Origin of the sequence: Bacillus sp. FSL W8-0116 (genome assembly GCF_038003825.1) — a bacterium.
In the GTDB taxonomy this organism is placed as follows: domain Bacteria; phylum Bacillota; class Bacilli; order Bacillales; family DSM-4216; genus Bacillus_O; species Bacillus_O smithii.
In genome coordinates this window covers 359327-374050 of record NZ_JBBOPY010000001.1, presented here as the reverse complement: position 1 = coordinate 374050, position 14724 = coordinate 359327, and the positions used below count along the sequence as shown (strand labels likewise).

The following is a 14724-nucleotide window of genomic DNA, read 5'->3' as shown; positions in this document are numbered from 1 at the left end:
GGATCTTCAAAAGTAAAATTACCTCAAATAACCTGAATTTTGTGTATAATAGAAAATAATGACATTTTTCTTCGTTACTAAGGGGTTTAATTTTATGGTGAACAAAAAAAACATTTCATATATTGTGAATAAATTCCAATCGTTGATCAAAGATTCCAGACATTTGATCATGTGTATTTCTTCCAGCGGCAGATTGACGTACGTATCACCGGCTTCAGCTCTCATCCTTGGCTATGAAGCTTACGAATTGCTGGGGACGTTGATCTATTCCTACATCCATCCGGAAGATCGATATAAGTTGGAACATTCCGATCATGGCTGGGATAAGGTTGAATACCGTGCACGAAGAAAGTGCGGTGATTATGTTTGGCTTGAAACGAGCTGCATTGCCATGACAAATGAAATGGAATATTTTTGTATCTCTCATGATGTGTCTGAACGAAAAGTCTTTGAAGAACAAATTCAAGAAGAAAAAGAAAAGTACCTCCTTTTGTTGGAAAATACGGTCGATACAATAGGAATCGTCACGGATGAAGGCTTTTTTGTCGATATTAACCAAGCCGGCAAACAACTACTCGGTTCAGCAAGAAAGGAGGAAATTATTGGCCGTTCCCTTTTCGACTATCTTCTTGAGGAATATATCCCGCTTGTTAAAACATATCTTCAACATCCTCATCAGGAAGATTCGCTGGAAGTTTGCATTAGAAGAGTGGATCAAATTGTTAAATGCGTAGAATTCAAATTAATACCCCTGTTTTACAAAAATCGGCATACATATCAAATCATTTTAAAAGATATTACCAACAAAAAAGAAACGGAAAAAATGCTTCAGAAAGCTGAAAAGCTGACTATTGTCGGACAGTTGGCCGCGGGTATCGCCCATGAAATACGAAATCCGTTAACGGCGATCAAAGGGTTTACCCAATTATTAAGCAACATGGGCCATCGGGATTATACGGATGTGATTTTGACAGAACTCGACCGTATTGATAAAATTGTCAGCGATTTGCTTGTGCTGGCCAAACCGCAGATTTCCCACCTTGAAGAAATCAATTTAGTCGAGCTAATTGATCGTGTTGTCACGCTCCTAAGGACTCAAGCTATTATGTATAATATTGATATTATTTCTGATATTCGCTTAAAGGATTGTCCTGTGATTGAAGCGGAAGCAGATCAAATTAAACAAGTGTTAATTAATCTTATTAAAAATGCGATTGAAGCGATGCCGGAAGGCGGGACCGTCACGATTGAAGCCGAAATGGATCATTCCGAAGATCATGTGGTGATACGTGTGATCGACGAAGGAATTGGAATTCCAAGAGAGCTGATTTCAAGATTGGGAGAACCGTTTTTTAGCACAAAAGAAAAAGGAACGGGTCTTGGATTAATGATATGCCAGAGAATCATAAAAAATCATAAAGGGTCTTTGGAAATTGATAGTGAAGTAAATAAAGGCACTACTTTTACGATTCGATTGCCTAGAAAAATCAGCAAAAAAAACGATAGGCAGAAGATAAATCTGGATGGAACAATATAAAAGCGCCGATCGCGTTTAAAAACGTCCGCCTTCTTAATCTTCTAAACGGAGAGAAACGAAATGGTTTTCCGAATGTTAATTGTTGTTGCGTTTCACTCCAAGGATAAAGATCTTTTATGTGCTTTGCTGAACGGTTCGGGATCTTCGAAATTCGGTTTTAGAAAAAGTCGCACGAATGAAAAATAGAATCTCTCCTTCTTATATTTCGTTGATGATCGTAAAAAACGAAAAGATGATAGGGCTTTATCGCTTTCTTTTTTATTTTTTGGCGAATAATTGAGGGAGAAAATACAAGTTTAATATAAGACTCGAGAGACTCGAGAACCCCCTGTTCCAGAGGACGGAACGACTAAAAAGTCGCATTAAAATAAAAACTAGAATAGTATAAAGAAAGCAGAAGCAGAAAAAGAAAGAGAGCTGGTCAAGAATGAATTTTGCGAGAACAAAGGAAGAACAAGATCGTTTGGAACAAATTGGGGAATTGGCTGTCCGTTTTTCAGAAAGGGCGGGTAAAATAGACGAAGCGGGAGATTTTCCATATGAGAATATGGAAGATTTAAAGAAGGCTGGCTATACGACGTGGACTTTAGACAAAGAATTTGGCGGAAAAGGAATTTCTTTATATGAATTTCTTCTTTATCAAGAAAAAATTGCCGAAGGAGACGGCTCTACGGCTTTGGCAATCGGCTGGCACATGGGCACCATGATGGATTTATCTACAAGGCGTCCATGGAATCAAAATGTTTGGAAAGAAGTCGTGGAGAAAGTAAAAAAAGGGGCTTTAATCAACACTGCAGCTACTGAGCCGCAAACGGGAAGTCCAACACGAGGAGGATTGCCGCAAACTACGGCTGTATTCGAAAACGGACAGTGGGTGATCAATGGCCGAAAAACGCATACGACTTTATCCCCCGTTCTCGATTTCATATTGGTAAAGGCTTATATTCCTCAACGAAAAAAGGTCGGTATTTTTCTCATACCGAAAGAAACGAAAGGGGTTTCCGTTGAAGAAACTTGGAATACCATTTCGATGAGAGGAACCGGAAGCCATGACTTATTATTAAAAGATGTTCGTATAGATGAAAAATATTTTGTGGAGACCGTCGATCCTGTGAACAATCAATCAGCGGGATGGCTGCTCCATATCCCGGCCTGCTACCTTGGAATTGCCGGTGCTGCCCGTAATTATGCCCTACGATTTTCGACTGAATATTCTCCCAACAGCATAGAAGGCACGATCAGTGATTTACCGAATATCCGCCACCTGATTGGGCAAATGGAACTGGAACTCTTGCAAGCTCGTACGTTTATGTATGCAATCGCAGAAAAATGGGATCGTTCGGAATCCAAAGTGGAACTTCAGGCAGCTCTAGGAGCTGTAAAACATGTGGCTGTGAATGCAAGTATACGCGTTGTGGATGCGGCCATGCGGATTGCCGGCTCCAAAAGTTTATTTTTCGAAAATCCTTTGCAGCGTTATTACAGAGATATTCGAGCCGGATTGCATAATCCTCCGATGGATGACGCAGTCATTGCCATGCTGGCCCAAAAAGCTCTTGATGGGATTCAAAATTGAACAAAATGGAATTCCATTATGTGGATAGACATTTGTAAATACCTCCGAGTCTTTTGCTCGGAGGTTTTTTCGCTCGTCTTTAGTATGACCGGGATGTATGAGAGTGGCGGTGTTATTGAAACTCAATGTCGATCGTTTTACGATTAGAAGTCTGCAATTTGTTGGCTCTTATTTCAAGAATACCGTTCTTATAAGTGGCTCGAACGCTGTTTTCATCCACTTTTGCAGGCAAAGTTATTTTCTTTGGAAGCTTCCATAATATCGTTCTTCATGATGAATCTGCTCTGATTCCCTTTTTTCGGTTTTTTCTATTTTTCCAGAAATTTGAAGTTCTGTGCCATCTAAATGAATAAACAAGTCTTCTTTTTTCTCTAATCCTGGAATTTCACAAGTAACAATAACTTCATTATCCGTTTCACGCACATCCATTCTTGGAAAGTTGAAATTATTTTGGAAAAATGAAGGGAAATTTGTATTAAAGAAACGTTCCATGTCTTTTCGAAACTGGCCTAAAGGTTGGAAAGCATCATTGCTTGGCCATTGAATCACCATGATAACCTCCTTTATAAAATGATCGATCCTTTAAATAAGATTCCCACTTCTGAAAAAAACATTCATGGTGCGTTGAAAAATGGTTCCGAGAGGACGATGGATTATCCCTTTTTTATCAATTGTTTCCTTTTGAATGAAAGGGGCTTTGGAAAAGTTGATTTATAAAACAGACAGAAAGAGCGATATTACGTCAAGAAAAGGATTCTCCATTGATTCAGAAGAATTTTTCAGCAAAATGGTTTGAAGTGAAAAATAAAAAGAACAGAACATCAAAGGCAAACTGACAGGGGGAAGGAAATGGATATACGGAATAGACTGAAATCAATTTTGATTTCTGTTAGAAAACGTTGAATTTTTTGTGTGGACTACATTTTGGGGAAAGAATCTTCAAGGAGCGTTTGGGGCTCTCCTTGAGATTGCGTTCGTTCAATCCTTTGGTTCAATATGGACGTGAGCCCCAAATACGTCATATTTTTCCGTTAAAATATTTTCCACTTTGTCGGAAATTCCATGGCTGGAACGGACATCAAGAGTAGGGTCAACGAGGATCACGATATCCACTATGACATTGTTTCCGTATTTTCGTGCTTTGACGCTTTTTACTTTAATCACGCCGGGAACGGTAAGAACAGTTTCTTTAAATTTCTGTAATTGCCCTTCATCAAAACCATCTGTCAAGTCATGAGAAGCATCTCGGAAAATTTCCCATGCGGTACGGCAAATTAATAATCCAATGATGACAGCGGCCAAAGGATCGAGCCAGGTTAGGTGAAATTGGGAGCCGATGATTCCAATTGCTGTCCCGACCCCGACTAAGGCATCAGACAAATTGTCTTTAGCGGCGGCCATAACCGATTGGCTGTTAATGCGTTTGGCGAGACGACGATTATAAAGATAAACAAGAAACATGACAAAAGAGCCGAAAAGAGCGGCCCATGCAGATATCCAATCAGGAATTTGTTCCTTATGATGAAAGATGGAGGAAACAGCGTTGAAAAGCACTTGCAAACCTACCATCATCATAATGAATGAAGCCATAAGAGATGCGACCGTTTCTGCGCGCCAATGGCCATATGGATGATCTTCATCGGCAGGTTTACGCGCCAATCTCAATCCAATGAGTACCGCGACAGAGGCGATGATATCAGTGGTGTTATTCAAACCATCCGCTTTAAGGGCTTCCGAGTGGCTAGTAATTCCGATCAACAGTTTGAAAACCGATAAAAAGAGATAAGAAAAAATGCTGATGACAGCGCCTCTTTCTCCTGCCTTCAGATCTTGAAATTTTTTTTCATCCATATGCGACTATCTCCTTACCAACTTATGCTACTAGAACATGTTACCAAATGGATGGCGTTTGAGTCTATAGCAACCTTTTTAGGAACGTTCATGAATATAGGGAGGTGTAAAAAAAGTTTCTCTATGGAAAAACAAACGTTGTATCGATCGGCTTTTCTATTTTTTACTAACTGCTTTGTTTCATTCAATAAAAAACAGCACAAAGTCGTTTAGAAAAGAATATGTCATTTATTAAGCGGCAGTGCCTGATCGCTTCTTAGATGAGAGCACATTAGATAGAAAAATTGCGTATTCTGTTAACACACCATATCAAAGCAAATCATTCGCCTATACGCGGCCATTTTTTTTTGAATAAACTATAATGTCAAAAATGCGGGAGGAGGGCAGAGCAATGGCAGAGAAAAAAAAGAAACAGCCGAAAAAAGAAAAAATCAAGGAAAAAACTGAGGAGAAGATCGAGGAAAAGACCAAAGAGCAGTCTCCTGAACGATCTCCATCGGTTTGGGACAATTTTTGGCGGATCCGACCCCATGAAGAAGAAGCAACCAACGAGACAAAAGGGGAGGAACAGCCCCGTTTCCGTTGGATATAAAAATCAAATGAATTTTTTTGCATCAATTGGAATTCCTCGGGTTTTGGCTTGCGAAAATCCGAGGATTTTTATAAGGAGAAAACTTTTTTGTTTCTAATTTTCCGATAATTATATATAATATTGACAATCTTAAATTGAAAGAGTGAAGGGAAATGACAAGTATTGCAAAAGAAAAACAACCCATGCCAAAAGGCGCAGTGGCCACCGTATACGGCATCCTTTTGGCCATAAGCACCGGTCATCTTGTGAACGATTCCATCCAGTCGGTCGTCCCGGCTATGTACCCGATTTTAGAACATTCATTACATATTACTTATGCCCAAATTGGGTTGATTGCTTTTATGTTAAACATGACGTCCTCTGTGATGCAGCCGGTGTTTGGTGTCTTTGCGGATAGAAGACCAACCCCTTTTTTGCTTCCTTTTGGGATGTTCATGAGTACATTAGGACTGATCGGATTTTCCATATCCAATGAATTTTGGGCGCTGTTGGCATCGGTCATTTTCATCGGCCTTGGTTCAGCGGTTTTTCATCCTGAAGGCTCGCGGGTAGCGTATATGGCGGCAGGGAGCAAAAGAGGACTGGCGCAATCCATTTACCAAGTAGGGGGGAATGCCGGCCAATCGCTAGCTCCTCTTTTTACAGCTTTGATTTTTGTTCCTTTAGGTCAAAGAGGAGGATTATGGTTTACATTCGTTACGGTTATGGGCATTATTTTATTATTTATGGTTTCGAGATGGTACAGCAGGCAGCCTGTCATTATAGAGAAAAAAAGAATACAAGGTGCAAAACCGGCAAGTCAAAATACGAAAATTCAGCAATCGATTTCTGGCAAAATCAAATGGGCGATGGTCGTGTTGGTTTTCTTCGTGTTTGCTCGTTCTTGGTATTATGCCGGGATCTCCAATTTTTATCAATTTTATTTGTTGGATGATTATGGCTTATCGATTCAAGAAGCGCAAATTTATTTATTTGTTTTTTTAGTTGCTGGAGTGCTAGGAACATTTTTTGGCGGCCCGCTTGCAGACCGTTTCGGACGAAGAAATATCATCGCTGTTTCCATGCTCGGCTCCGCTCCGTTGGCTGTCCTATTGCCGCATGTTCCGTTATGGATGGTAATTCCAATGATAGCACTTATTGGTTTTGTTTTGATGACGAGTTTCAGTGTCACAGTCGTATATGCTCAAGAGCTGATGCCGAAGAAAGTAGGTATGGCTTCGGGGCTAATCGTCGGATTGGCTTTTGGAATGGGAGGAGTTGGATCCGTTTTATTTGGTTCGCTTGCCGATTTGTTCAGCATTCGCTTTGTCATGATTTTTTGTAGTTTATTGCCTCTTTTTGGATTGGTTTCTTGGCTGCTTCCGAGAGATGAAAAAGTTCGCGAGATAACAGGTCAATAGTTTCGTTGTGAATTGGCATGAGTGTTCCTTCATATCAATATGGAACTTGTTCGATTGAAAATCATCGTTCGTTAAAAGCTTTAATTTGGTGCGCTTTTGAGTTTGCGGATGTCAATGCAAATAAAAGTCATTAAATGGCCTATCTTGCGGATAGGCCATCTTTTTTCGAAGATATTCCTACCATTTTGATCGATTTTGTATTATATTAAAGAATATGAAAAGGAGGGAATGATATTGGAATTAGCAGCTCACAATCGTACAGAACAAATGAAAAAACCAATATCAGGTAAACCGCACTATTTTGATATTATGCTGAAAATCATATCAGCGGCCGTTCTTTTAGGAGGTGCCGTCTTTTTATACGAGCGGGTTTCCGTCAGTCAAGCTTTATTATATCTTCTTGGTGGCTTGGGTGGTTTTACTCTTTATCAAGCGCACTTTGGCTTCACTTCTGCTTGGCGTAAGTTCATTCTTTACCGAAAAGGGGAAGGTTTGCGTGCCCACATGATTATGTTGGCAACAGCAAGTCTTTTATTTTTACCTTTTCTAATAAAAGGATCCATATTCGGTCATCCAGTTGAAGGATATGTATCACCCGTCGGAATGTCTGTTTTGATCGGAGCCTTTTTGTTTGGCATTGGAATGCAGCTTGGAGACGGTTGTGCTTCTGGAACGCTTTATCATATAGGCGGCGGAGATGTTAACGGGATTGTGACGTTAATCGGATTTATTATAGGATCTGTAATCGCGACAACTCATTTCAATTGGTGGATGAATACGCCTCATTTTGAACCCATTTCCTTTATCCAAACCTTCGGGCCGCTGGGAGGATACATCTTTCAACTGATTATAATAGCCGTTGTGTTTGTTATCACGATTATGTTAGAGAAACGCCGAAATGGCCATTGGGTTGCGCCGACACTTAAACAGGGAAATGGTTGGAAATCGGTGTTTACCGGACCTTGGTCTCTTGTCATTGGCGGATTATTATTGGCTATTGTGAACACGCTCGTCCTGATTATTCAAGGAAAGCCTTGGGGAATCACTTCGGCGTTTGCCTTATGGGGAGCCAAAATAGTGCAGCTGTTCGGAGGCCATCCGGAACATTGGTCGTATTGGACTGATCCGGCGAGAGCAGCTTCTCTCCACAATCCATTATATATGGATATTACAACAGTGATGGATATTGGTGTGATGGTTGGAGCTTTATTGGCTGCGGCAGTTGCCGGTCGTTTTAGGAAACCTATTGATTGGAAACGCCCGACAAGAATGACCATTGCTGCCCTATGCGGCGGAGTGATTATGGGTTATGGAGCTCGGATTTCCTTTGGCTGCAACATCGGATCTTATTTTGATGGAATCGCATCTTTCAGCGTTCATGGTTGGTTGTGGTTTGCTTCCGCTTATATAGGAAGTATGATTGGAGTCAAATTGCGCCCATATTGTGCTTATGAACAATAGAGAAAAGAGGGACTGGATTGTATTTCCAGTCCTTTTGTGTTTGGGAGAAAATAGTTAAAATCATCTAGGTTTGGGAAAGCAAATCGGTTTAATGAGCAATATGGCTTGATAAAGGATATAGTAAGAAAAAAAGGCCAAAATCATCATAAATCCTTGTAAAATGGGGAATGTATAGGAAACAAGCAGGGCGATGAATGTGCTGAAGGAATCGCCGGCATGAAAATAAGAACGGGGATGATTCCATTGAATAGCTTACGACACAATCGTGGAGACGAAGAAAGCAAAAACTCGAACGTTTTCGTTGGAAGAGCAAAAGAATATTTAAAAGATAAGAGAAAAGCGATGAAACTTATTCGGCGGGCGACAATAAAAGCAGGAAAAAACAAAAGGCGCCTTCGTGATGTTTGGAGCAATTTGCAATTATTATTAGAACTGGCTAAAGCTTGGTCGAAAGGGGAATACCGCCAAATTCCTTATCGTTCGATGCTGTCCATTTTTGCGGCCATCGTCTATTTTGCTGTCCCAACGGATGCGATTCCTGATGTCTTGCTAGGATTTGGACTGATCGATGACGCGGCCGTCATTGGTTTTACATTAAAATTAGTGGAAAAAGACTTAGAGCGATTTAAACAGTGGAAAGAAAAAAAGAACAGTCCCCAAATGATTGATACAAAAGAATAATTTTATAATCCATTGAAAAGAGCTTTAAAATAGGAGTTCATACTGAAAAAGAAATGTTCATGTTTAAAAAAGGGGGAGGGGAAAAAACGAATGAGACAAAAGAAATTCTTTTGCATCATTCCGTGTGGCAAACGGAAAATTTGGGATCAACATCCAGAGTTCGGACCGGTGCGGGCTGATGCGGCCTATATCGGAATATTTCATCGCCTTTGTCAAAACTACGCTCGCCTGTTTTTTGATCATTGGGGCATTTTGTCGGCTAAGCATGGGTTATTGCTTCCGGATGATATTGTCCCTGGTAATTATGATTTATCTTTTTCCGATCATCATCGAAAATCGGAAATGATCGAAATAAGCCAACTGAGAGAACAAGCGGAGGTAAAAGGAGCCGCTGCGGTTGACGTGGTTGTCATGTTGGGTGGAAAAAAATTTCAACCCATTTTGCGGGAAATGTTCCCGGAATGCCACGATATTCAGTTTCCGCTCCAAGGAAGCAGAGGGATCGGCGACATGCAAAAACGATTAAAAGACGCAATCGAAAACAGGAACCCCATTCATAAAATTGATTTTGATTAAAATTTATTATAATAACGTTATGTTAACAAGTGGTCCGCAACGAATTTCTATATTATGTAATGGTAATGTGCTCACTGATGAATAAATCAAAAATCGGTAGCCTTTTTTTCTTTTATCAGATGATTCAGCTGGGTGATTTCGGGTATATAAGAACCGACTTCTCTTGATGGATGTTCAATCCATCACTATGTTTGTTGCATGATGTTTTCAATATGAGTCCATTTCCATTTTAACGTGTTTATCAAAAAGAAATGTTTGGAAACAGCTATTCGACTAAGTAGCAATTCAAATAAGTGTACATAATAATAAGTAAGATTGAAAAGGAAGGAAAGGATTCATTCATGGAGCATATTGAATACCCAGCTGAAGGCTACAGCAAAAAAAGATCCGCCTCTCAACAAGAAAAAAAACATCGTAAACCGGCGGCCGTATTATCAATCTCAACGGTTCCTCTTATTATGACACTTGGGAATTCTATGCTTATACCGGTTCTTCCAGTTATAGAAAAGCAATTGGGGATTTCGAATTTGCAATCGAGCTTGATTATTACGGTTTATTCAGTTGTTCCGATATTGCTTATTCCCATTGCCGGTTATCTTTCGGACAGACTGGGACGTAAAATGGTCATGATTCCGAGTTTGATCATTTCGGGAATAGGTGGGCTTTTGGCGGGATGGGCCTCTTGGAAGATGTCGAACCCATACTATATGATCCTGATCGGCAGGATGCTGCAAGGAGTGGGGGCATCTGGAGCTTTTCCTATTGTACTGCCCCTAGTCGGAGATTTGTTCCGACAAGAAGAGGAAGTAAGCGCGACGCTTGGTGTCATTGAAACGTCGAACACGCTTGGAAAAGTACTCAGTCCCATCTTGGGAGCTTTGTTGGCAGGTTGGATTTGGTTTATGCCTTTTTTTTCTTTTCCGTTATTTTGTTTAGTTTCTATTTTCCTTTTGCTTCTTTTCGTTAAAAGCCCAAAAAGAGAAGAAGAGAATAAAGAATCGATTCGTGAATTTATCCAAAAGGTGAAGGAAATTTTTCAGAGGGAAGGCAGATGGCTTTATGCCGTTTTTGCTATTGGGACTATATTAATGTTTGTTTTGTTTGGATTTCAATTTTATTTATCGAGCATCTTGGAAGATCAATTTCATACTGTTGGAATTATGAAAGGATTTTTGCTTGCAATCCCGCTCGCAGCTTTATGCTTCGCTTCTTTTTTAACCGGGAAATATATTAAAGGGAATAAAAAGACGATGAAATGGATTACAACGATTGGGCTTGTTGTCACTGCTATATCATTGTGTATGATCCTTTTTTCAGATCGATTGTGGTATATATTAGCCATTTTTGTGATCTGCGGGATCGGCATTGGTGCCGGCTTGCCTTGTATGGATGCCATGATCACAAGCAGCATTGAAAAGGAAGAGCGAGGGACGATTACTTCTATTTACAGTGCTATGCGTTTTGCCGGTGTAGCAGCGGGGCCTCCTGTCAGCTCCATTCTCATGAAAAATTCGGAATTTGTGATGTTCTTTATTTTGGCCTTTTTATGCCTCGTATCCGCTTTTTTTTCAATGAAAGCAATAAAGCCAAATTCTTAATGAAAAAGAACGAGAAGGAATTTTTCTTTCTCGTTCTTTATGTTTGCATTGATTTTTCATCAAACTAAGGCAGCAAATAAAACAAAACAGCAAAGAAATGGGCAAATGATCCACCTAAAACAAACAGATGCCAAACCGCATGATGGTAATGAAATCCCCTCCACACGTAAAAAACCGTTCCCACTGTATAGAATATGCCGCCGATGACTAACAGTAAAATTCCGTTTGGAGCCACCGTTTTTGTCAGAGGACCCCATGCGGCAACTACAAGCCAGCCCATCGCCACATACAAAAGAGTGGAGGTGTAAAGAAATTTATTCACAAAAAAACATTTAAAAATGGTTCCGCCCACAGCTATCCCCCACACGATGCCAAAAAGCGTCCATCCAAGCCAGCCTTTTATCGCCAGTAAAGCAAAGGGAGTATAAGTACCAGCGATAAAAAAATAGATCGACGAGTGATCGAAAATTTCAAATAATTTTTTCGCTTTCCCAGGCGGAAGGCTATGCACAATCGTGGAGGATAAGTATAAAAGAAGCATGGTGGCGCCGAACAACGTAAAACAAACGATATGAAGGGGTCCGCCATACGATGCAGAGTGCACAATCAACATCACTAATGCCGCGATGCTAAACAGCGCTCCAATGCCGTGAGTAATCGAGTTGGCAATTTCCTCATTTTTTGAATAAGAATGCGTATTGGCCATTAGTCAGTCCTTTCCATCCATCAGGATCGTTTAACTTATTGAAAGACATTTGAAAAACTTTGTTATCTATAATGATCTTTCTATTCATTTTACCATAAAGTCTTTCGAGTATGTAAAATTGTACAGGTTAAATCTCAAAAAGTTATGGAAATAAATGTAAAGTTAATAATAAATTAACAAATTTTTCATTCAGCATTAACAGTTTAATAGTTTAATAGATTACAGAGAAAAGAAACGATCTAAAACTAGGAGATGAAAAGTAGATGAAGCTAATTACGAAAAAAGGAACCACATTCGCACTAGCTTTAATCATTCCTGCTGTAACACCGGTTGCTGCGGCGAGCAACGAGAAAGTGAGCATTGATTCCATCCAATTTAACGGAATGAATCCACCTTCCACGATTGATCAGATGGTGAATACTTATACCGATGCATCAGTTGAGGTAAAGTACAGCGATGGCAGAGTTCGAAAGTTTCCGCTTGCCTATAAAACATTGTTTAAATCGGAAGATCAAGTGGCCGCGAACAAAGGCGAAAAAATTCCGGCGGGTACACCGATTGATGCACATGGGAATCCCATTATGGATCACAGTGTTGAAGGTAAACCAACTTATTTTATATCGGATGCACCTGACTCAAATAGCTTGTTAAATATAAAAGGTCAACTTTATATGGTGACCCATTATGAATACGACACGTTCGATGCGGCCGGCCATTCAGCTTATGGATTAGTTCCAGCCTCTATGACTTTGACGAAATTAGCGCAGGATAAGAAGACTGGGGAGCTGAAAGCAGTAGAAGTGAAAAAGATTGATTTTTCTTCCGTAAATGGTCTTTGGATTCCATGTAATGGCAGTGTATCGACTTGGAACACTCATCTCGGATCAGAAGAATATGAGCCGGATGCACGCAGTTTTGAATTCAATCCACAATCTTCTGCAAGAACCTGGACAGAAAGTTTTGCTAAGCTTTATTTTGGTGATGAATCGAAAGCAAATCCTTATTACTACGGATTTATTCCGGAGATTACGGTGAAGGAAGACGGTTCAACAAAGGTGGAAAAACATTATAGCGTTGGGCGCTTTTCGCATGAATTAATGAAGGTGATGCCTGATAAACGTACAGCCTTTTTTGGTGATGATGGCTCTTATACTACTTTATTCATGTACGTAGCGGATAAGCCTGCGGATTTATCAGCAGGTACGCTTTATGCTGCTAAATTTCATCAAACCGGCACTGAAAATGGCGGTAGCGGGAAATTAGAATGGATTAAGCTAGGTCATGCTACAGATAAAGAGATAAAAGATATCATTGACAGTGGCATTCAATTTAGTGATATTTTCGAAACTTCAGATGCGCCGAAAGAAGGCTTTACTGCCATCAAGCAATATTCCTACGGCAAAACAGAATATTTAAAATTAAAACCGGGAATGGAAAAAGCAGCTGCCTTTTTAGAATCACGTCGTTATGCAGCCATGCTTGGAGCGACATCTGAATTTAATAAAATGGAAGGTGTCGCACTTAATGCAAAAGATAAAAAAGTGTATATAGCCATTTCAGACCAAAGCAGCGGAATGGCAAAAGATACAAAAGGAACAGATCCTGTTGACGATATTCAATTGCCAGTCATTAAATCGGGTGTCACGTACCAATTGGATTTAACCGGCGGGCAAAAAGATAAGGATGGAAATGCCATTGATAGCGACTATGTTGCCGCGACCATGTCTGGTTTAATTGCCGGTGAAGATTTAACAACAGCGGATTCATACGGCAATACGGCTAATGTGGACAAAGTAGCCAATACGGATAATTTAAGCTATTCCGAGCCGCTTAGAACATTATTCATAGTCGAAGACAGCGGAAAACATACGAACAACTTTGTGTGGGCGTACAATGTCGATACAAAAAAATTGTCCCGTATTTTATCTGTTCCGGCCGGGGCAGAAGCAACCGGTTTGTCAGCGGTAGATAATATGAACGGTTTCTCTTATATTTTGAGCAATTTCCAGCATCCTGGAGATGAATTAGATCAAAACAGCATTACGGCTGTTGACAAATCAGAGTTAAAAAAAGCGATGGAAGAAAAGATTGGAATCGATAAAACAGGCGGTGTTGGGTATATAACCGGACTGCCTTCACTCACAAAATTGCCGAAGCCTTATAAATTCAAAGATGTAGACAAAAGTCATTGGGCTTATGAATATGTCTCGGATTTACAATTAAGAGGAATCGCAAAAGGCATGACAGAAAAATCTTTTGTGCCGAACCAAAATGTGACTCGCGGCCAGTTTACTTCCCTTATCGTCCGTGCTTTAGGATTAGAAGCAAAGGGAAAACCGCCATTTAAGGATATTAAAGGTTTGGAACTTTCTCAAGATATTGCCGCAGCCTATGAAGCAGGAATCATTGATGGAAAAACAAAGGATAAATTTGCTCCGAACGACACAATTACTCGCGAGCAAACAGCGAAAATCTTAATGAAGGCCTATGAAGTGAAAACGGGACAACGTATTGCAACCACACATAAAACCATTTTTAAAGATACATCTGCGATTTCAGCAGAATTTTTGCCTTATGTCAATGCGGCCTACGAAAAAGGCTTCCTTAGTGGCTATCGAGATGGTACCTTCGCTCCTAATAAAAACTTAACTCGTGCTCAAGCGGCCAAACTCGTTGATTTATTTTTAAAAAATGTGGAATCATAGACAAACGGTTGATCCGTTATGCAGATGAGTATCTTTGCTGA

Annotated in this window: 11 protein-coding genes and 1 pseudogene; 9 read left to right on the top strand and 3 right to left on the bottom strand. The window is 40.1% G+C overall.

What is annotated here, in order from left to right:
* The first annotated feature begins 94 nt into the window (after nt 1-94).
* Nucleotides 95-1537, top strand: a complete 1443-nt coding sequence (locus tag N1I86_RS01710; protein ID WP_003354659.1) for a PAS domain-containing sensor histidine kinase — start codon at nt 95-97, stop codon at nt 1535-1537.
* Nucleotides 1538-1964: 427 nt separating this feature from the next.
* Nucleotides 1965-3113 carry an acyl-CoA dehydrogenase family protein gene (locus tag N1I86_RS01705; protein WP_003354661.1) on the top strand — a complete coding sequence of 383 codons (1149 nt, stop codon included), beginning with the start codon at nt 1965-1967 and terminating at the stop codon, nt 3111-3113.
* Nucleotides 3114-3225: 112 nt separating this feature from the next.
* Here the strand turns inward: N1I86_RS01705 and N1I86_RS01700 are convergent.
* Both N1I86_RS01700 and N1I86_RS01695 read right to left on the bottom strand, forming a co-directional pair.
* Nucleotides 3226-3542, bottom strand: a pseudogene (locus N1I86_RS01700) (Hsp20/alpha crystallin family protein).
* 549 nt (nt 3543-4091) lie between these two features.
* Complete coding sequence (locus tag N1I86_RS01695; RefSeq protein WP_003354664.1) at nt 4092-4964, bottom strand: cation diffusion facilitator family transporter; 873 nt, start codon at nt 4962-4964, stop codon at nt 4092-4094.
* A 391-nt stretch (nt 4965-5355) separates the two neighbouring features.
* Between N1I86_RS01695 and N1I86_RS01690 the strand changes: the two genes are divergently transcribed.
* The 6 genes from N1I86_RS01690 to N1I86_RS01665 all read left to right on the top strand — a co-directional run bounded on the left by N1I86_RS01690 (nt 5356) and on the right by N1I86_RS01665 (nt 11272).
* Nucleotides 5356-5556 carry a hypothetical protein gene (locus tag N1I86_RS01690; protein ID WP_003354665.1) on the top strand — a complete coding sequence of 67 codons (201 nt, stop codon included), beginning with the start codon at nt 5356-5358 and terminating at the stop codon, nt 5554-5556.
* A 152-nt stretch (nt 5557-5708) separates the two neighbouring features.
* Nucleotides 5709-6956, top strand: coding sequence for an MFS transporter (locus tag N1I86_RS01685; protein ID WP_003354666.1), 1248 nt, complete (start codon nt 5709-5711; stop codon nt 6954-6956).
* Nucleotides 6957-7190: 234 nt separating this feature from the next.
* Entirely contained in the window at nt 7191-8417 is a 1227-nt protein-coding gene (locus N1I86_RS01680; RefSeq protein ID WP_412677411.1) for a YeeE/YedE family protein, read from the top strand.
* Between the two features lie 216 nt (nt 8418-8633).
* On the top strand, nt 8634-9098 hold the full coding sequence (locus N1I86_RS01675; RefSeq protein ID WP_003354668.1) for a YkvA family protein: 465 nt from the start codon (nt 8634-8636) through the stop codon (nt 9096-9098).
* A 90-nt stretch (nt 9099-9188) separates the two neighbouring features.
* On the top strand, nt 9189-9674 hold the full coding sequence (locus N1I86_RS01670; RefSeq protein ID WP_003354669.1) for a DUF6884 domain-containing protein: 486 nt from the start codon (nt 9189-9191) through the stop codon (nt 9672-9674).
* 341 nt (nt 9675-10015) lie between these two features.
* Complete coding sequence (locus N1I86_RS01665; protein ID WP_048623221.1) at nt 10016-11272, top strand: MFS transporter; 1257 nt, start codon at nt 10016-10018, stop codon at nt 11270-11272.
* A gap of 64 nt (nt 11273-11336) precedes the next feature.
* Here N1I86_RS01665 and trhA read toward each other — a convergent pair whose 3' ends face one another.
* The gene (gene trhA, locus N1I86_RS01660) at nt 11337-11978 is read right to left on the bottom strand and encodes a PAQR family membrane homeostasis protein TrhA (RefSeq protein WP_003352747.1); all 642 of its coding nucleotides are present in this window, start codon (nt 11976-11978) and stop codon (nt 11337-11339) included.
* Nucleotides 11979-12241: 263 nt separating this feature from the next.
* On the opposite strand from trhA, the gene N1I86_RS01655 reads away from it, so the two are divergent.
* Nucleotides 12242-14683, top strand: a complete 2442-nt coding sequence (locus N1I86_RS01655) for an S-layer homology domain-containing protein (protein ID WP_341094623.1) — start codon at nt 12242-12244, stop codon at nt 14681-14683.
* Nucleotides 14684-14724 lie beyond the last annotated feature (41 nt).